This window comes from Pseudomonas sp. B14(2017), assembly GCF_002113255.1.
Classification (GTDB): Bacteria; Pseudomonadota; Gammaproteobacteria; order Pseudomonadales; family Pseudomonadaceae; genus Aquipseudomonas; species Aquipseudomonas putida_Z.
This window is the reverse complement of record NZ_NEJY01000027.1, coordinates 75,790-92,565: the sequence shown is the minus strand read 5'-3', so window position 1 is coordinate 92,565 and position 16,776 is coordinate 75,790. Positions and strand designations below refer to the sequence as shown.

The following is a 16,776-nucleotide window of genomic DNA, read 5'->3' as shown; positions in this document are numbered from 1 at the left end:
AAAGCTGGCCAGAATTGCATTCGCCTTGATGAAGACTCAAGGCGAATACATGAGCAAAGGGGGCAAAAAGCATTGCCCACAACCATAGAATCTCCCACAGGGACCGCGCCACCCTCAAGGGCAGTGCAGTACCTGTGGGAGCGGCTTTAGCCGCGAAGAGGCCGGTACAGGCTGGCCTAGAACTCGAAGGTACTGGACAAGCTCACCTGCCGCGCATCGCCAATGGCCACAAAGTACTGGTTCACCGCCGAGCTGTAGTAAACCTTGTCGAACAGGTTCTTCACGTTCAGTTGCAACCGCACCTTGTGCTCGTCGAGCCTGGTCTCGTAGCTGGCAAAGGCATCGGCCACGGTATAGGACGGCAGGTCGAAGGTGTTGGTCGGGTTGCCAGCGCGCTGGCCCACGTACCGCGCCCCCGCGCCAATGCGCAGGCGATCGCCGCCGAACAGGCTGCCATAGTCATACACCGCCGACAGCGAACCACTGTGGCGGGCCACGTTCTGCAGGCGGTTGCCCTTGAGGTCCGGGTCCTTGGTCACTTGCGCATCGGTGAAGGCGTAGCTGCCGATCAGGCTCCAGCGCTCACTCAACTGGCCGGTCAGGTCCAGCTCGACACCCCGTGAGCTGACCTCTCCAGCATTGCTGTACACCGTTTCGCGCGTACTGGTATCAAAGTTGGAAACCAGCACGTTGCGCTTGGTGATATCGAACAACGCCAGGGTTCCGGTAAGGCGGCCTGGCATGTCGAGCTTGGCGCCCAGCTCCCACGATTTGCCCTCCTCCGGCGCCACCGACGAGTCAAGCACCACATTACCGACCAGCGGCGCGATGGTGGAGTTGGGCTTGAACGACTCGCTATAGCTGCCATAAAACGACAGCTGCTCGTCCACCTTGTAGACGATACCTGCATGCGGCACCCACGCCTGGCCATTGATGTCGGTGTTGGCCTTGAACGGGCGGCCGCGGCCAGCGTATTGGTCGAACTGCTGGAAGCGCGCACCGGCCACCAGGATCCAGTGATCATCCAGGTGCAGCGCGTCCTGCACGAACAACGCGTCGGTGCGTAGCTTGTCGGTCTGGTCGCTGTCACTGGCTTTGACGGTGGTGCCCTCCACTTCCTGCCCGTAGATCGGGTTCATGTAGCTGAAGGTAGATTGGGCGCTCTGCCGGATCAGGTCGCCACGAAAGACCTTGCGGTCTTCATGATCGACACCGAACAGCAGGTCGTTCTGCATCCCGGCCAGTTGCACATTGCCGGCCAGGCTCAGGGTGGCGAACTGGTCACGGCTCATGGCGTTGTGGGTGCCGTCGATGCTGCGCGACAGCGTGCCGCTTTTTTCATTCACGCCGGTCACCCGCACCTGGCTGGCATCATAGGTTTCGCGGTTGAAGCTGTAGCCGAAGTGCAGCTTCCAGTCATCGGCCAGCTGGTGGTCGACTTCCAGTCGGTACAGGTCGGAACGCCCCTCCATGTCGTTGAAGGGCTCGTCCAGGCGCCGCGTGGCTGGGATATCCAGCGGGTGGCCGTTGTTGCCGAACGCCGTGCCACGGTCGAAGGGGTAGAGAAATTCGCGGTGCTCGTAGGCCAGTACCACCTGGGTGTCTTCGCCCAGCCAGGCCAGCGACGGCGCTACCAGCGATTCGCGGTGCACGCCGTAGTTGCGCCAGTAGTCCTCATCTTCGTGGTCGACGATCAGGCGATAGGCGAAGTTGCTGTCGCCCAGCGCGCCGGTGCTGTCGAACCCGCCACCGCTGCCGTTCTTGCCGCTGCCGTAAGTCGACCCGCGCACGGTCAGGGCGTTGTACTGCTCGAGTTGCGGGCGCTTGCTGACCACGTTGATGACCCCGCCCGGGTCCTGGATGCCGTACAGCAGCGAGGCCGGGCCCTTGAGCACTTCGACCCGCTCGGTGCTGGCGTTGAGGCTGCGGCCCTGCACGATGGGCATGCCATCGCGCATGATCGAGCCGTCGCGGTTGTCGCCGAAGCCGCGCTTCATCACCGTGTCGGAGGTGCCACCGAAATTGTTGCCCTGGGTGATGCCGCTGACATTGGCCAGGGCGTCATCGAGGTTGCGCGGGGCCTGGTCACGGATGACCTGGGCCGGCACCACGTTGATGGCTTGGGGGATGTCCTGGCTAGGGCCCTGCCCGCGCATGATCGAGGCGGTAGCCGGGGGCTGGTAGCTGTAGTCGTCCAGTTGCGAGGTCACGGTGATGGCCTGCAGGTTGAGGGCGCCGGAGGTGTCCAATGCTTCGAGGGTGAGCGTGCGTGCATCGACGCGGCGCCAGGCCAGCCCGGTAGAGCCCAGCAGCTGTTGCAGGGCCTGTTCGGCGCTGAACCTGCCGTTCAGCGCTGGCGCCTGCACGCCTGGCAGTTCCAGGGTGTAGACCACGCTCTGGCCGGTGGTGCGGCTGAAGGCGCCAAGTGCCTGGGCAAGGGGTTGCGCTGGCTGGGCGAAGGTGTACGCCTGCTGCTGCTCGGCGGCACAGGCCAGGGGGGCGACAGCGAATGCCGGGAGCGCGGAAAGGCCGAGCCAGAGAGGGACGCAACGCGGGGTGAACTTCATGGACGCTGACCTGTGAGAGGGATATGACTGCGAATGAATCGCACTTCCACTCATTACACGGATGCCACGTCCTGTTACCTCACCCGCTATCTGAAAATATTTTTGCCTGTGCCGGCCTCTTCGCGGGTGAACCCGCTCCCACAGGTACTGCACAGGATTTAAAACTTGCGCCCTTCCTGTGGGAGCGGGTTCACTCGCGAAGAGGCCCGCACAGGCGACTACCGGATCAGGGTCAACCGCCCCAGCACTGTCTGCCGCGAAAAGCCCATCACCTTCCCTAGCGAATCCAGCGCCAGCAACGGCTCGGCCACGGGGAAACTGCCACTGACCTTGCGCTGCCCCAACTCATCATCGAGCAGCAGGATGCGCCCCGGGTAATAACGCCCCAGGTCCTCGACCACCTGCGCCAGCGGCACCTGGTAGTAATTCAGCCAGCCCTGGCGCCAGGCCAGGCGGTTGTCGCTGTCCACCGCCAGGGTGTCGCCGACTCGGCCGGCAGCGTAGGCCGCCTGCTGGTTGGCCGTCAGTTCACGCGCTGCGGCGCCCGGTGCCGGGCTCACCGCCACGCGCCCGCTGCGTACCGTGACCTGGGCGCCCTCGCCCTGCTCGCGCACTTCGAACTGAGTGCCAAGCACGCGCACCTCGCCGCCGGCAGCTTCCACCACGAACGGCGCGCCGGTATGCGTGACCTGGAAGAACGCCGCACCATGCAACAACCGCACGCGGCGCTCGCCCTGCACAAAATCGACTGCAATCGCGCTCCCCGCATCCAGCGTCACCTGCGACTGGTCGGCCAAGGTCACCTGGCTAACTTGACCAGCACTGCTGTAGTCGGCCTGCAGGTCCTGCAGCCACAGGCCCGGGTGCCAACCACCGGCAACGCCCACGGCCAGTACCAGACACGCAGCCACCGCCAGCGCCGCGACCCGCTGCCGCCAGGGGTGCCTGGCCGGCGGCCTGGCCATCGCATCCAGGTAACGTTGCAGGCTTGCCTGTTCTTCAGCGGCCAGGCGCGCCGCCGGGGCGGCGCTGTTCTGCCACAGCGCCTGGGCCTGGGCGTAGGCCTCGCGGTGCCCAGGGTCGGCCAGCAGCCAGTGCTTGAACGCCGCGCCCTCGGCTTGCGCAGGCTGCTCGTTGATGCGGCTGAGCCATTGCAGTGCAGCCCGGGACTGCGCCTCGGTGATCGGCGGTAAACGGCTCATCGACGGGCACTCCCTGGCCGGCGTGGGGTGGACGCGGGCTCGGCAACACTCGCCTTGCACGCTTCGAGGGCGCGCATCATATGCTTTTCCACAGCACTCTGGGACAGTTGCATGGCCTTGGCGATCTCGCCGTACTTGCAGCCGTGGATACGGTTTAGCAGGAAGATCTGCCGGGTGCGCTCGGGCAAGGCGCGCAAGGCAGCGTCGATGCGCTGCAAGTCGTGATCGACCTCGACGGCCTGTTCCGGGGCCTGGGCCATGGCCGCTTCATCCAGCGGCAGCACAGCTTCGGCCACGCGCTCGCGGCTGCCTTCGCTGCGCAGGTGGTCGATGGCCAGGTTGCCGGCGCAACGCAGCAGATAGGTGTCCAGCGCCTCGACCTCGACCTCGGGGCGACGCCAAAAGCGCAGGAACAGTTCCTGGACCAGGTCCGATGCCGTGGCCCGGCAGCCGACCCGACGGCTCACCAGGGCCTCCATGCGTGCCCGCTGTGCCTGGAACACCTGGACGAAGCGCGCCCGCCCGCCGCCGCTTTCGGCATCCGCCTCGATCATGTCGCCCGGCTCGCTCACCTGATCACTCGGCGAACATGGCCAGCAACGGCCCCAGCACCACGCTGGCGGCGGCCAGGCCCAGCAACAGGCGGGGCTGGTATGGCAGGCCGAACACCCACAGGGTCACCCCGGCCATCATCACTGCGGTCCACTCCACCAGGCCATGGGCCCAGCCACGCAGGTGCACGCTGAGCACCAGCGACAGCACCAGCAACAGCCAGCCGGTGCTGCGCAACAGCCGCAACTGGCCGGGGCGCGGCTTGCACCCGAGCAGGTCGACGAAGTGCTTCTCCATGGCCAGGCACAGGGCAACGAAGCCGGCGTAAGCGATCAGTGCATTACCCAGCATCAGCTCGCCTCCGCCGTTTCAGTGCTCGGCTTCTTTGCACGCAGGGCCCGCTTGGCCACAGGTTTCGGGCTGTGCAACATCTTGCCGGCCAGCCAGGCCAGGAACAGGCCGGTGCCCAGCGCTGTCAGGTCGAAGCCGGCCATCGCCCAGTCACCCGCCGACAGCGAATGGTTCAGCCCCTGGCCGGTGGTCAGGCCGTTGAGCAGCGGCAGCAAGGCAAAGGCCAGCGCGCCCAATGCCAGTTGCTCGCCCCATGCGCGGCGCCCGCTGCGCAGAACGGCGTGCACCAGCGACAGACCCCAGGCGCTGAAGAAGGCGTTGACCTCCCAGTCGGCCCGGCCTTCGACACCCATCGGGATCAGGCGGTTGGCCCAGAAGAAGCCCGCCACGGCCAGCAACAGGCCGCTCATGCTGGCGATATTGAGCACCTCGACCAGGCGCAGTTCGCCCGGCAGGCGTTCGCTCCTGGCATGCTTGAGCTGACGCTTGCCCAGCCACATCACCAGCCCGGTGCCGATCACCGCGGTACCGGCCACGCCAAAGAAGAAGTACAGCCAGCGCAGCCAAGGGCCGGCGAAATTGCCCATGTGCAGGCCGGCAAAGCTGAAGGCGGTCATCATTGCCCCGCTCTCCGGCTTACCCTGGCTCAACAGCACACCGCTGGCGCCATCGAAGGTCCAATTGGCGCTGCGCCGATAGGCCACATGGTCGGCCGCGGACTGGGTGAAGGTAACGCGGGCATTGCTGTCGCCGGCATTTTCCACCTGGATACGGCCGATACGCGCGCCCGGTTGCAGGTCCTGCACCTTGGCGTACAGGCTCGGCAACGGTACCAGCGGCGCGGCCACATGGGCCGCCTTGGGCGCATCGTTACGGCCGAACAGGTCGTTGAAGTACTTGCCGGTGTCATTGCCGTAGCTGGCCATGATGCCCGCCGGCATCACCATGTACATGAACAGCACCAGGCTGCTGTAGCTGATCATCAGGTGGAACGGCAGCACCAGCACGCCAATGGCGTTGTGCCCGTCCAGCCAGGAACGCTGGCCCTTGCCGGGGCGGAAGGTGAAGAACTCCTTGAAGATCTTCTTGTGGGTGATGATGCCGGTGACCAGCCCCAACAGCATGATGAAGGCGCAGAACGTCGACAGCCAGCGGCCGAAGGGGTATGGCATCTGCAGCTGGAAGTGAAAGCGGTAGAAGAACTCGCCACCGCGACTGTCGCGTGCCTCCACCGGCTGGCCGGTCTGGGTATCGAGGGTCTTGGTGACGAAGCCGCGTGGCCCGCCATTGGGGTCGCGATAACCCACGCTCAAGGCGGCCTCGCGTGCGTTGGGCAGGCGGATCAGCCAGGTGCCCGAATGCCCGGCGTTGTCCTGCAGGTACCGCTGGGCCACCTCCAGGCTATGGGTCGGGTCCAGTGCATGGCTGCGCACTTCTGGCTGCGACCAGTGGGTGATTTCTTCCTTGAAATACGACAGCGTGCCGGTGAGGAAGATGGCGAACAACAGCCAGCCGAAGATCAGGCCGGTCCAGGTGTGCAGCCAGGCCATGGCTTGGCGGAAGCCTTCTTTCATGGGGTTTTCATCCAGTAGGCCAACCCGCTGATCACCCCCAGCAGCACGCTTGGCGCCAGCACGCCCAGCCAGGCGCACAAAGCGCTGCGGCAGGCGAAGCACCAGATGAACGCCAGCAGGTAGAAGACGAATGACAGCAGCAGGCCGGTGAGCGTGGCATCGACCTGTGGCAGCGGCGCTAGCAGGGTGATGCAGACGCTGGCCACGGACGCCAGCAGGTAGCCGCCCAGCAGCGCGGCCAGGCTGCGTGAAGTCACGGCCAGGCGATAGCTGAGCGAGAGACCGGCGGTTTTGCGCGTCATGGCGAAGGTCCGGGCGTTTTCGGGCCTGCAATAATAATGATTTCAATTCTCATAAGCAAAGGCCGAGCGATGAGCCGCCTGCTGCCTTGAATGCAACAAGAAATTTATTTTCAAAAAGGGCTTGAATTCGTTTCGCCGTTGCCTGACCTTAGAGTCAAGAGGCGCAGAAATTCCAAGGGTCTCAAAGGCCTAGGCGCGTCTCCATGCGAGCAAGCTGAATAAGGATTGAATCATGCAAATCCAGGTCAACAGCAGCAACCATTTCGAAGGCAACGCCCGGCTCGACCAGTGGGTCCGCAGCACACTGCAGAACTCGCTGGAACGTTACGAAGACGACCTCACCCGCATCGAGGTTCACCTGCGCGACGAGAACGGCGCCAAGCCCGGACCGCATGACAAACGCTGCCAGATGGAGGCTCGCCCCAAAGGCCACCAACCGATTTCCGTGACCCACACCGCCACTTCGCTGGACCAGGCGGTCGATGGTGCCGCCACCAAGCTCAACCACGCGCTGGAACACTTCTACGGCAAGCTGCGCAGCAAGCGCGGAGCCCTGGAACTGAGTGACCCGGACGCCTGATCGGCAATGCAAACGCCCGGCCTGATGCCGGGCGTTTTCGTTTGTATCGATCGATGGCGCTGAACCAACAGGTAATTTCCCCGGTCAACTTCTGCACTCATTCACCGCAGAAGCATGACCATGAACAACCCATTCGAACGAATCAGTGCTGCATTCGCCCCCGAATACCGGGTCAACCTGAGCATTGCAAACCTCGACGGCAGCATCATGCTGACCCTGTCCGACGACGCTGGCGTGGTCGCCAAGCGCCTCATCACCCAGGCCCAGCGCAATGACCCGGTGCGCCTGCAGCGGGTGATCGACAGCATCCGCCTGGGCCTGGCCATCGAACACAGTCAGAACCCTCTGCAGGTGCTGGCCGCGCTGACCCGTGACGCCCGCCACGAGCCGCGCCATTTCATCGCCAACTGAGGGCTACTTGCCCTCCTCCACTTCCTTGCCGTTGGCATCCAGTACCTTGGTCGAGGGGTAGCGGTACGAGGCGTAGCGCACCACCAGGATCGCGAACGCCAGCAACAGGATGCCACCGCACACGTACAACAGCCCTACGTCCGGCGCCTTGTGGTGCGAGACGTCGCCGATCAGCAGGCGGGTCAGCGCGGTGATGGCCACGTACAGCAGGAAGCGGATCGGCATGTGGTTGGTCTTGAAGTAGATACCGACCATCGCCCCCAGCTCCAGGTAGATGAACAGCAGCAGGATGTCATCGACACTGACCCCGCCCTTGCCGAGCATGTCCAGGAACGTCATCACCGCCGCATAGGCGGTGATCGCGCCAATGCCGAACAGCGCCAGGTAATGGAATGCCTCGACGCACAGGTTGCCCAGCGAGTCGGCCGAGCCGTGCAGGCCCTTGCGCAGCTTTTCTGCCCATTTGATGTTCACGATGTTCCATTCCCCGATACGTCTTGAAGGATGATGCGTCACCGGCGTGACGCTTGTGCCATGCAGTTAAAAGGCCAGGCCCCTGCCTTGGAAGGCGACCGATTGCCGCAAGGCACCTTGAGGCGTGGCAAGTTGCCAGAAGCGAGCAGCCACCGTGGTGCATCAGGCCTTGCTACTGCAGCCCAAATCGCCGGCTTCGATCCTGATGATGACCTCAATGCATGAGCTGGAGACGTTGCGGGCTTTGCTTGAGTCGGCACTGGTTCAGGTGCAGATGCCCGCTGAGCCTCGGGCTTTGCACTGAGGTTTGAGTGTTGCGTTGTCTGGGCCGGCCTCTTCGCGGGTAAACCCGCTCCCACAGGATCTCCACAGGCCTTTGAGGTAGATGCAGTTCCTGTGGGAGTGGGTTCACCCGCGAAAGGACCTGGATGGCCAAGGCGCTGATGGATGATGCTGAGTTGGGCATGAAGCAGTAAGCCCTCTGCACCACGCTACAATTTCTGCTTGCGAAGCAATCAACATTGCCATTACTGTATATAGATACAGTAAATCGAAACGCAACCAGCAAAAGGCATAGAGGTGATGAATGGCCGTCGAAGTGGTGTACCGCAGCAGCCGCGACCCGGAGCGCTTGTTCATGGATAAGGCCGAAGCAGACCGTCACGACAAGATGCTCGAACTGGCCGAGCGCCTGGCCGAAGTACTGCACAAGGCAGTGCCCTCGCTGAGCGAGAAACAGGTCGAGGAAGCCGGTATCTACATGGCCAGGAACCGCGATGTGTTCGCCCGGGCGTTCAAGAGCCAGCCGGATGCGCTGGCCGAGTTACTCGAAGCGCCAACGGCCGAGTAATTGCCTGCACTGGCCGCTTCTTCAAGGATTGCGCATGGCTTGAGGTTCCGTGCGGTCAAGGTGGATGGCACGGGCTGCGCCCGTGTTCGCGGGCACGCCCGCTCCCACAGGGACCGCGCAGGTTTTCAGGGTTTTGGGTATTCCTGTGGGAGCGGGCATGCCCGCGAAGAAGCCCGCAAAGCCGGTATCGCCCCTCAGCCGTAGAGCAACCGCTCCGCCAGCATCTGCGCCACCCGGGCCGGCGAGCGCTTCTCTGCCTGTGCATGGCCAAACACTTCGGTCAGCCGTGAAGGTATCCGCGCTAGGTGCGCAGTGATGGTGCCCAGGTCTTCGCCACGATGGGTAAGTGCCACGTAGATCAACCCACCGGCATTGATCACGTAATCGGGCGCATACAGTATCCCGCGCGACTCCAGCTGGTCGGCTACCTGCAAGGTGGTCAGCTGGTTGTTCGCCGCCCCCGCCACTGCCGCGCAACGCAGCTGCATCACGCTCTGCCCGTTCAACACCGGCCCCACGCCGCAAGGGGCAAAGATGTCGCAAGGCGTGCTGATCAACGCATCGTTGGTCACCGGATGGGCATTGAACTGCTCCACCGCCAGCCGCACCCGCCCAGGGTCCAGGTCGCTCACCAGCAGGTCAGCACCCGCCGCATGCAGTTGCTCCGCCAGCGCATAACCGACATTGCCCAGCCCTTGCACCGCAACCCGCAGCCCTTGCAGGTCATCACTGCCAAGGCGGAACGAAGTGGTGGCACGAATGCCGGCAAAAACCCCCATCGCCGCATGCGGTGAGGGGTCACCCGAGGCCGTGGTGCTGGTCACATGGGGCGTGCTCTGGGCAATGCAGTCCATGTCCAGGGTCGAGGTGCCGCTGTCCACGGCGATGATGAAGCGCCCTTGCAAGGTGTCGATGAAGTGGCCAAAGGCCTCGAACAGCGCGGCACGGTTTTCCACATGCGGGTTGCGCATGATCACCGCCTTGCCGCCCCCCAGTGGCAGGCCGGCCAGCGCCGCCTTGTAGCTCATGCCCTGGGCCAGGCGAATGGCGTCGGCCATGGCGCTTTCATCATCGGCATAAGGCAGGTAGCGGCAACCGCCCATTGCCGGGCCTAACTGCTCGCTGTGGATAGCCACCACGGCCTTCAGGCCGGTGGGCGGGTGGGTGAACAAGTGCAGCGACTGGGTACGGGTGCTTTGCATCAGCGCGAACATCGACAGGCTCCCCTACGAGGTGCTCCTTCCAGTATAGGCATGGCCCTTGGGCTGGCGCCGCCGCCGGACCACTGGACGAAACCGCGCGCCGCGGCTAATACTCAAGCGTGTGTGGAGAAGCCCCATGAAGCCACGTCAAGCCTGCCTGGCCTGCCTGGAACGCGAGCCCGTCGCCCTGCTGGAAGCCGCATTATGGATTGCCGCCGAGCACGACCGCAGCGTCGAGCCCGCGGCCAGCCTTGCCAAGCTGCATGACCTGCAGCGCGAGATCAGCGCCAACCTGCCGATGCTGCCGCTGTGCGAACTGGCCCAGCCACTGCTGCGCCAACTCAATGCCCTGGGCTTCCAGCAGGATGAATACCACCCGCTGCGCCCGCATGCCGCGATGATGGACAAGGTGCTGCAGCGCCGCCGTGGCCAACCGCTGGCCCTGGCCATCCTTGCCCTGGAACTGGCCCGGCGCCTGTCCATCCCTCTTGAGGGCGTAGGCTTCCCTGGCCATTTCCTGCTGCGCGTGCCAGGTGCGGATCACCTGCTCGACCCCTGTGGTGGCCGCCGCCTGTACCCCAACGATTGCCGTGAGCTGCTGGCTCGCCAGTTTGGCCCGCATGTAGCGCTGACCGCCGAGCACATGCGCAGTGCCAGCCCGCTGCAGATGCTGCAACGCCTGTCACGCAACCTGCGCCAGTTGCACATCAGCAACGACGACCACCTGGCGGCGCTGATCGATGCCGAGCGGGTCATGCAACTGGGCCCGGTGCAGGTCAGCGACTATGTGACCCGCGCCTCGCTCTACCAGCACCTGGATTGCCCGCAGGCCGAGCGCTTCGACCTGGAGCATGCGTTACTGCTGACGGAGGACCCGGTCCAGCGCCTGAAACTGTCCGAGCGTATCGGCAAGCTTCCGGCGGCGAACCGTTCCATTCACTGAGCCGGGCTGTCCGGCTGCCGGGCGGGATGGGCCTGGGCAAACGCCGGGTGCTCCGCCGCCAGGGCGGCAACCCGCAGAATGCGCGGGAAGCTGTCGAGGTCGATATTGAAGCGTTCGGCCGCGTACAACTGCGGGATCAGGTAGATATCCGCCAGGCCCGGCTCATCACCGAAGCAGAAGCCGTGATCGCCTATCAGCTGCTCCACTGCCGCCAGCCCCTGGCTGATCCAGTGGCCGATCCACTGGTTGACCTGGCTCTCGTCCTGGCCAGCCTGGCGCAGCCGGTTGAGCACGCTGACGTTGTGCAGCGGGTGGATGTCGCAGCCGATGATCGCCGCCACACCCCGTACCTTGGCGCGCGCCTCGGCCGCAGCAGGCAGCAGCGCGGGCTGTGGATAAACCTCCTCCAGGTACTCGATGATCGCCGGCGATTGCACCAGCAGCTCACCGCCATCGGTGCGCAAGGCCGGCACGCGCCCCTGCGGGTTGACCGCGACATAGCCCGCACCGCGCTGCTCACCCTGCAACAGGTTGACCGGCTGGGACTGGTAGGCCAGCCCCTTCAGTGCCAGGGCAATGCGCACCCGGTAGGACGAGGTGGAACGGTAATAGGTGTACAGCTCCATGCCCGTGCCTCCTCAGTTGGCCGCGATGACCGTGCCGCGGCATTCGCCGAAACCGATGCTGGCCACGCCATCACGCACGCAGCGGGCACGCAGGATGATCTCGTCGCCGTCTTCGAGGAACTTGCGCACCTCGCCACTGGCCAGTTCCACCGGGTGCTTGCCGCCTTCGGTGATCTCCAGCAGGCTGCCGAACGAACCTGGCGCGGCGCCCGACAGCGTGCCCGAACCGAACAGGTCGCCCGGTTGCAGCTGGCAGCCGTTGACGCTGTGGTGCGCGACCAGCTGCGCCACGGTCCAGTACATGCTGCGGGTGTTGCTCAGGGTCAGGCGGTACGGGGCAAGGCCCTGCTCGCGCATGCGCTCGGTGAGCAGCAGCACCTCGAGTTCGATATCGAATGCACCGGCGGCCTGGTCGCGCTTGTCCAGCAGGTACGACAGTGGCTGCGGATCGCCTTCCGGGCGTGCCGGCTGGGCACAGCGGAACGGCTCCAGCGCTTCGGCGGTAACCACCCAGGGCGAGATTGTGGTGATGAAGCTCTTGGACAGGAACGGCCCCAGCGGCTGGTATTCCCAGGCCTGGATATCGCGCGCCGACCAGTCGTTGAGCAGGCACAGGCCGGCCACGTGCTCGGCGGCATCGCCTACCGGGATCGCCTGGCCCATGTCGTTGCCCTGGCCGATCCAGATACCCAGCTCCAGCTCGTAGTCCAGGCGCGCGCAGGGGCCGAAGCTTGGCTCGGTGTGCCCGGCCGGCAGCGTCTGGCCCTTGGGCCGGCGCACATCGGTGCCGGACGGGCGGATGGTCGAGGCGCGGCCGTGATAACCGATCGGCACGTACTTGTAGTTGGGCAGCAGCGGGTTGTCGGGGCGGAACAGCTTGCCGACGTTCTTGGCGTGCTCGATGCCCACGTAGAAGTCGGTGTAGTCACCGATCTGCGCCGGTACATGCAGCTGGCAGGCGTTGGCCGGGTACAGGGCGGCCTGCAGTGCCGCCTGGTGTTCGCTGTGTTCGCCCAGCAGCACCAGCAGCCGCTCGCGCAGGGCAACGCGGGCATTGCGGCCGAGGGCGAAGAATGCGTTCAAGGCCCCACCACGGGTGGCCTCGACAGCGGCCTTGGCGGCACCGTCGAACAGGCCGGCGGCCAGCACCGCCTCCAGGTCAAGGATGGCGTCGCCGATGGCCACGCCACAGCGCTTGGCTTCACCCGGCCGGCTGAAGATGCCCAACGGCAGGTTCTGCAGCGGGAAGTCGCTGTGCCCGTTGGCGTGCTCGACCCAGCTACGGGCAATGGCGGTCTGGTTCATGGGTTATCTCCGGTTCGGGTTGAAGGTGCTCGGCAAGGTGGCCCAGCAACTATCGTAGTCGGCCTGCAACTGCGGGCATTCAAGGGCTTGCAGGCTCGGGCGCAGCACCTGGCTGGTCTCGAACATGAAGGCCATGGTGTTGTCGATCTTGTGCGGCGCCAGGTCGGCGGCAATAGCCTTTTCGCAGGTTTCGGCGTCGGGGCCGTGGGCGCTCATCACTCCGTGCAGCGAGGCACCGCCCGGCAGGAAGCCCTCGGCCTTGGCGTCGTAGGCACCGTTGATCAGGCCCATGAACTCGTTCATCAGGTTGCGGTGGAACCATGGTGGACGGAAAGTATTCTCGGCCACCATCCAGCGTGGCGGGAAGATCACGAAGTCCATGTTGGCCAGGCCATGCACGCTGGTCGGCGAGGTCAGCACGGTGAAGATCGATGGATCCGGGTGGTCGAAGCTGACCGTACCGATGGTGTTGAAGCGGCGCAGGTCGTACTTGTACGGCACGTTGCTGCCGTGCCAGGCGACCACGTCCAGTGGCGAGTGCTGCAGTTCGCAGGCCCAATGTTCGCCCAGGAACTTCTGCACCAGCTGCACCGGGCCATCGGCCTCTTCGTAGTGCGCCACCGGGGTGAGGAAGTCGCGCGGGTTGGCCAGGCCGTTGCTGCCGATCGGGCCCAGGTCCGGGATGCGCAGCGGCGCGCCGTGGTTTTCGGCGATGTAGCCACGGGCCTCGCCGTCGAGCAGTTCGACGCGGAACTTCATGCCACGCGGGATTACCGCGATTTCCAACGGCTCGACTTCCATCACCCCCAGTTCGGTGGCAATGCGCAGGCGGCCCTGTTGCGGCACCAGCAGCAGTTCACCGTCGGCGTTGAAGAACACCCGCTCCATCGACCGGTTGGCGCGGTAGATGTAGATGCTCACGCCGGCCGGTTTTTCCGCAGCGGCGTTGGCCACCATGGGCAGCCAGCCCTCGATGAAATCGGTCGGTTCGACGGGGATTGGCTGGGGGTTCCAGCGCAGGCGGTTAGGGGTGATGGCCCCCAACGGGCCGGTCAGCGGCTGACGCGCCAGGCGCTCGAAACGCGGGTGCAAGGCAGACGGACGAATACGATACAGCCAGGTGCGGCGCAGCTCGCTGCGGGTCATGGTGAACGCCGTGCCCGAGAGCAGCTCGGCATACAGCCCATAGGGCGCCTTCTGCGGCGAGTTCTGCCCGACCGGCAAGGCCCCTGGCAGCGCTTCGCTGGCAAACTCGTTGCCGAAGCCGCTGAGGTAGTGAAGGTCGGGTGACGTATCGCGATTCATCGATGCCTCCGGGCTCTGGCCGAGCCGTTGCTGGCAGCTGGCTGCTGGCCCGGGGCGGGGTGGCAGCGCGTCTGCATTGTTTTTATCGTAATCAGATTACGAATAACGTAATTTGCTACGGGCAATGCGTCAAGCTATAAAGGCGCGACTCGACGAATCCGGAAGAAGACGTCCATGGCCAAAGCCAGCTCCCCCGCCGACAACGGCAAGCAGAAAGTCCGCTCGGCGGAGGTCGGCACCGACATCCTCAAGGCCCTTGCCGAGCTCTCCCCGTCCACCTCCCTGTCACGCCTCGCGGAACATGTGCAGATGCCGGCGAGCAAGGTGCATCGTTACCTGCAGGCATTGATCGCCAGCGGTTTTGCCGAGCAGGATGCGGCCACCAACCATTACGGCCTGGGGCGCGAGGCACTGCGGGTGGGGCTGGCGGCGCTGGGCAGCATCGATGTACTGAAGATTGCCGCGCTACCGTTGTCGCAGCTGCGCGATGAACTGAACGAAAGCTGCTTCGTTGCCGTATGGGGCAACCAGGGCGCGACAGTGGTCAGCATCGAGCCGGCGGTACGCGCGGTCACCGTGGTAACGCAGATCGGCTCGGTACTGCCGCTGCTCACGTCGTCCACCGGGCTGGTGTTCGCCGCCTACCTGCCCGAGCGCGAGACCGTGGAGTTGCGTGACCGGGAACTGGCCGCCCTGCAGCACAGCGCCGCCGACTACCAGGCGGTACTGGCGGGCATTCGTGAACGTGGCCTGCACCATGTGCACGGGCTGTTGATGCCGGGCGTGGATGCACTGTCGGCCCCGGTGTTCAATGCCATGGGGCAGGTCGCCGCGGTGATGACCGTGGTCGGGCCGACGTCGATCTTCCATGCCGACGAGCATGGCCCGGCGGCGCAACGGCTGCTGGCGGCAGCGCGGGAAACCAGCTGGCGCATGGGCTATTCGCCCGCCGGCTGAGCGCTTGCGGCACTATTGCCCGATACGTAAAGGTGAATGTCATAAGCGGCTATTTTTCCTACAGGATCAGGCGCTTATTCTTAACTCACTGGCCGGCATGAAGGGCTCTCCCCCCCGCCTTTCAGGCCTGCGAGGTTCACCGACGTAGATTTTGAAGCTCCTTGATCTGACGTCTCGATTGGCCGCTGCGGCTTGCAGCGGCCTTTTTTATTTGCCCTGAAAATTTCCGTCGCCTGTGCTGGCCTCTTCGCGGGCTTGCCCGCTCCCACAGGGATATCACCAAGCCTGAGGGCAGTGAGATCCCTGTGGGAGCGGGCAAGCCCGCGAAGAGGCCAGCACAGGTAGTACAAAGCTCAGCCCAGCGGATACTTCTGCAAGTTCGCCATCATCTGCTGCAACGCCTGCAAGCTGTCCTGTGGGTGCACTGCCCCATCGAAGTCGCCTATTCGTGCCCAGTTCTCCGCCACCTGTTCCGGGGTAAAGCCTTCGCGCGGATCGAAGCCTACTCCCAGGCTGCGCTCCCACCGCACCTTGCCCACCCAGCCGCCGCCCACTTCGAACAGCTCACCACTGCCCTGGCACTGCTCGCTGCCCAGGTACACCACCAGCGGGCTGACCAGCTCTGGCTTGAGCCGCTCGAACACCTGGGGCGGGATCAACCCTTCGGTCATGCGGGTACCACCGGTGGGGGCGATGGCGTTGACCAGGATGCCGTGCTTGCGCCCTTCGATCGCCAGGGTACGAGTCAGCCCATACAGGCCCAGCTTGGCCATGCCGTAGTTGGCCTGGCCGAAGTTGCCGTAGATGCCGGACGTGGAAGCGGTGAAGATCACCCGCCCCCAGTTCTGCTCGCGCAGGTGCGGCCAGGCGGCACGGGTGACCTTGTAAGCCCCCTCGACATGCACCTGATACACCTGCTCCCAGTCGCTGTCTTCCATCTTGTGGAAGGTCTTGTCACGCAGGATGCCGGCATTGTTCACCAGCACATCGACCCGGCCGAAGCTGTCCAGGGCCTGCTCGACAATACGCGCGCCGTGGCTGACCGAGTCATGGTTGGCAATGGCACTGCCACCAGCGGCGCGGATCTCCGCTACCACCCGGTCGGCGGCAGAGGCGCTGGCACCTTCACCGTGGGTGGAGCCGCCGAGGTCGTTGACCACCACCCGCGCACCACGCGCAGCGAACAGCAGCGCATGGGCACGGCCCAGGCCGCCCCCGGCTCCGGTGACGATCACCACGCGATCTTGCAGACGGACAGGCTCGCTCATGCTCATGGCTCCAGGCAGGTTCAGGTCAGCCGAGTGTCCGCCGCCAGCGGCGGGCGGACAATCAAGCTCACGCAGGCTGAATGCCTGGCAATAACGCAGCACGATGGTTATGGGGCCGCTGTGCGGCCCATCGCCGGCAAGCCAGCTCCCACACCAACCGCGCCGGCCTCCAGGCTTGCGCTGTACCTGTTGAAGCCGGCTTGCCGGCGATGAGGCCCTGTCAGGACCACGCCACTTTCTGCTCCCACACCAACCGCGCCGGCCTCCAGGCCTGCGCTGTACCTGTGGGAGCCGGCTTGCCGGCGAT

At 64.8% G+C, this 16,776-nt stretch carries 17 protein-coding genes; 5 read left to right on the top strand and 12 right to left on the bottom strand.

The window, feature by feature from the left end; translation table 11 throughout:
• Positions 1-176: 176 nt before the first annotated feature.
• The 6 genes from CAG34_RS25135 to CAG34_RS25110 form a co-directional block, all read right to left on the bottom strand.
• Entirely contained in the window at positions 177-2,567 is a 2,391-nt protein-coding gene (locus CAG34_RS25135; protein WP_085593058.1) for a TonB-dependent receptor, read from the bottom strand.
• 218 nt (positions 2,568-2,785) lie between these two features.
• A complete protein-coding gene (locus CAG34_RS25130; RefSeq protein ID WP_085593056.1) occupies positions 2,786-3,769 on the bottom strand; it encodes a FecR domain-containing protein in 984 nt (327 codons plus the stop codon).
• On the bottom strand, positions 3,766-4,323 hold the full coding sequence (locus CAG34_RS25125; RefSeq protein ID WP_176240884.1) for an RNA polymerase sigma factor: 558 nt from the start codon (positions 4,321-4,323) through the stop codon (positions 3,766-3,768). The genes CAG34_RS25130 and CAG34_RS25125 overlap by 4 nt, the downstream gene beginning before the upstream one ends.
• Before the next feature lie 22 nt (positions 4,324-4,345).
• On the bottom strand, positions 4,346-4,672 hold the full coding sequence (locus tag CAG34_RS25120; RefSeq protein WP_085593052.1) for a DUF3325 domain-containing protein: 327 nt from the start codon (positions 4,670-4,672) through the stop codon (positions 4,346-4,348).
• On the bottom strand, positions 4,672-6,246 hold the full coding sequence (locus CAG34_RS25115) for a PepSY domain-containing protein (RefSeq protein ID WP_085593050.1): 1,575 nt from the start codon (positions 6,244-6,246) through the stop codon (positions 4,672-4,674). The genes CAG34_RS25120 and CAG34_RS25115 overlap by 1 nt, the downstream gene beginning before the upstream one ends.
• The gene (locus CAG34_RS25110; RefSeq protein WP_085593048.1) at positions 6,243-6,548 is read right to left on the bottom strand and encodes a DUF3649 domain-containing protein; all 306 of its coding nucleotides are present in this window, start codon (positions 6,546-6,548) and stop codon (positions 6,243-6,245) included. Before CAG34_RS25110 ends, CAG34_RS25115 begins: the two co-directional genes overlap by 4 nt.
• 232 nt (positions 6,549-6,780) lie before the next feature.
• On the opposite strand from CAG34_RS25110, the gene CAG34_RS25105 reads away from it, so the two are divergent.
• Both CAG34_RS25105 and CAG34_RS25100 read left to right on the top strand, forming a co-directional pair.
• Entirely contained in the window at positions 6,781-7,128 is a 348-nt protein-coding gene (locus tag CAG34_RS25105) for an HPF/RaiA family ribosome-associated protein (protein WP_003260689.1), read from the top strand.
• 120 nt (positions 7,129-7,248) lie between these two features.
• A complete protein-coding gene (locus CAG34_RS25100) occupies positions 7,249-7,539 on the top strand; it encodes a DUF3509 domain-containing protein (RefSeq protein ID WP_025340607.1) in 291 nt (96 codons plus the stop codon).
• A gap of 3 nt (positions 7,540-7,542) precedes the next feature.
• Here the strand turns inward: CAG34_RS25100 and CAG34_RS25095 are convergent, their stop codons facing one another.
• A complete protein-coding gene (locus CAG34_RS25095) occupies positions 7,543-8,013 on the bottom strand; it encodes a phosphate-starvation-inducible protein PsiE (protein WP_025340608.1) in 471 nt (156 codons plus the stop codon).
• Positions 8,014-8,599: 586 nt separating this feature from the next.
• On the opposite strand from CAG34_RS25095, the gene CAG34_RS25085 reads away from it, so the two are divergent.
• Positions 8,600-8,863 carry a YebG family protein gene (locus CAG34_RS25085; RefSeq protein ID WP_085593044.1) on the top strand — a complete coding sequence of 88 codons (264 nt, stop codon included), beginning with the start codon at positions 8,600-8,602 and terminating at the stop codon, positions 8,861-8,863.
• 194 nt (positions 8,864-9,057) lie between these two features.
• On the opposite strand, the gene CAG34_RS25080 is transcribed toward CAG34_RS25085, so the two are convergent.
• On the bottom strand, positions 9,058-10,077 hold the full coding sequence (locus tag CAG34_RS25080; RefSeq protein ID WP_085593042.1) for a Glu/Leu/Phe/Val dehydrogenase dimerization domain-containing protein: 1,020 nt from the start codon (positions 10,075-10,077) through the stop codon (positions 9,058-9,060).
• A gap of 124 nt (positions 10,078-10,201) precedes the next feature.
• On the opposite strand from CAG34_RS25080, the gene CAG34_RS25075 reads away from it, so the two are divergent.
• Positions 10,202-11,008: a SirB1 family protein gene (locus tag CAG34_RS25075; RefSeq protein ID WP_085593040.1), complete on the top strand. Its 807-nt coding sequence runs from the start codon at positions 10,202-10,204 to the stop codon at positions 11,006-11,008.
• Here the strand turns inward: CAG34_RS25075 and maiA are convergent.
• From maiA to hmgA, 3 genes are read right to left on the bottom strand one after another with little or no spacing between them, the layout of a single operon-like run.
• Complete coding sequence (maiA, locus tag CAG34_RS25070) at positions 11,002-11,634, bottom strand: maleylacetoacetate isomerase (RefSeq protein WP_085593038.1); 633 nt, start codon at positions 11,632-11,634, stop codon at positions 11,002-11,004. The genes CAG34_RS25075 and maiA overlap by 7 nt on opposite strands.
• Positions 11,635-11,646: 12 nt before the next feature.
• Complete coding sequence (gene fahA / locus CAG34_RS25065) at positions 11,647-12,939, bottom strand: fumarylacetoacetase (protein WP_085593036.1); 1,293 nt, start codon at positions 12,937-12,939, stop codon at positions 11,647-11,649.
• Between the two features lie 3 nt (positions 12,940-12,942).
• Positions 12,943-14,244: a homogentisate 1,2-dioxygenase gene (hmgA, locus tag CAG34_RS25060; RefSeq protein ID WP_075046350.1), complete on the bottom strand. Its 1,302-nt coding sequence runs from the start codon at positions 14,242-14,244 to the stop codon at positions 12,943-12,945.
• 174 nt (positions 14,245-14,418) lie between these two features.
• Here hmgA and CAG34_RS25055 point away from each other — a divergent pair, with 174 nt between their 5' ends.
• Entirely contained in the window at positions 14,419-15,201 is a 783-nt protein-coding gene (locus CAG34_RS25055) for an IclR family transcriptional regulator (RefSeq protein ID WP_025340615.1), read from the top strand.
• A 353-nt stretch (positions 15,202-15,554) separates the two neighbouring features.
• Here the strand turns inward: CAG34_RS25055 and CAG34_RS25050 are convergent, their stop codons facing one another.
• Positions 15,555-16,469 (bottom strand): SDR family oxidoreductase, encoded by a 915-nt coding sequence (locus tag CAG34_RS25050; protein ID WP_046616333.1) that lies wholly within the window; start codon positions 16,467-16,469, stop codon positions 15,555-15,557.
• Between the last annotated feature and the right edge of the window lie 307 nt (positions 16,470-16,776).

What these genes read in the sequence shown, in the direction of transcription:
- CAG34_RS25120 (WP_085593052.1), bottom strand. Translation starts at nt 4,672, where the DNA reads ATGCTGGGTAATGCACTGATCGCTTACGCCGGCTTCGTTGCCCTGTGC.
- CAG34_RS25125 (WP_176240884.1), bottom strand. Translation starts at nt 4,323, where the DNA reads ATGATCGAGGCGGATGCCGAAAGCGGCGGCGGGCGGGCGCGCTTCGTC.
- CAG34_RS25050 (WP_046616333.1), bottom strand. Translation starts at nt 16,469, where the DNA reads ATGAGCGAGCCTGTCCGTCTGCAAGATCGCGTGGTGATCGTCACCGGA.
- CAG34_RS25130 (WP_085593056.1), bottom strand. Translation starts at nt 3,769, where the DNA reads ATGAGCCGTTTACCGCCGATCACCGAGGCGCAGTCCCGGGCTGCACTG.
- maiA (WP_085593038.1), bottom strand. Translation starts at nt 11,634, where the DNA reads ATGGAGCTGTACACCTATTACCGTTCCACCTCGTCCTACCGGGTGCGC.
- CAG34_RS25115 (WP_085593050.1), bottom strand. Translation starts at nt 6,246, where the DNA reads ATGAAAGAAGGCTTCCGCCAAGCCATGGCCTGGCTGCACACCTGGACC.
- hmgA (WP_075046350.1), bottom strand. Translation starts at nt 14,244, where the DNA reads ATGAATCGCGATACGTCACCCGACCTTCACTACCTCAGCGGCTTCGGC.
- CAG34_RS25110 (WP_085593048.1), bottom strand. Translation starts at nt 6,548, where the DNA reads ATGACGCGCAAAACCGCCGGTCTCTCGCTCAGCTATCGCCTGGCCGTG.
- CAG34_RS25085 (WP_085593044.1), top strand. Translation starts at nt 8,600, where the DNA reads ATGGCCGTCGAAGTGGTGTACCGCAGCAGCCGCGACCCGGAGCGCTTG.
- CAG34_RS25100 (WP_025340607.1), top strand. Translation starts at nt 7,249, where the DNA reads ATGAACAACCCATTCGAACGAATCAGTGCTGCATTCGCCCCCGAATAC.
- CAG34_RS25135 (WP_085593058.1), bottom strand. Translation starts at nt 2,567, where the DNA reads ATGAAGTTCACCCCGCGTTGCGTCCCTCTCTGGCTCGGCCTTTCCGCG.
- CAG34_RS25075 (WP_085593040.1), top strand. Translation starts at nt 10,202, where the DNA reads ATGAAGCCACGTCAAGCCTGCCTGGCCTGCCTGGAACGCGAGCCCGTC.
- CAG34_RS25055 (WP_025340615.1), top strand. Translation starts at nt 14,419, where the DNA reads ATGGCCAAAGCCAGCTCCCCCGCCGACAACGGCAAGCAGAAAGTCCGC.
- CAG34_RS25105 (WP_003260689.1), top strand. Translation starts at nt 6,781, where the DNA reads ATGCAAATCCAGGTCAACAGCAGCAACCATTTCGAAGGCAACGCCCGG.
- CAG34_RS25080 (WP_085593042.1), bottom strand. Translation starts at nt 10,077, where the DNA reads ATGTTCGCGCTGATGCAAAGCACCCGTACCCAGTCGCTGCACTTGTTC.
- fahA (WP_085593036.1), bottom strand. Translation starts at nt 12,939, where the DNA reads ATGAACCAGACCGCCATTGCCCGTAGCTGGGTCGAGCACGCCAACGGG.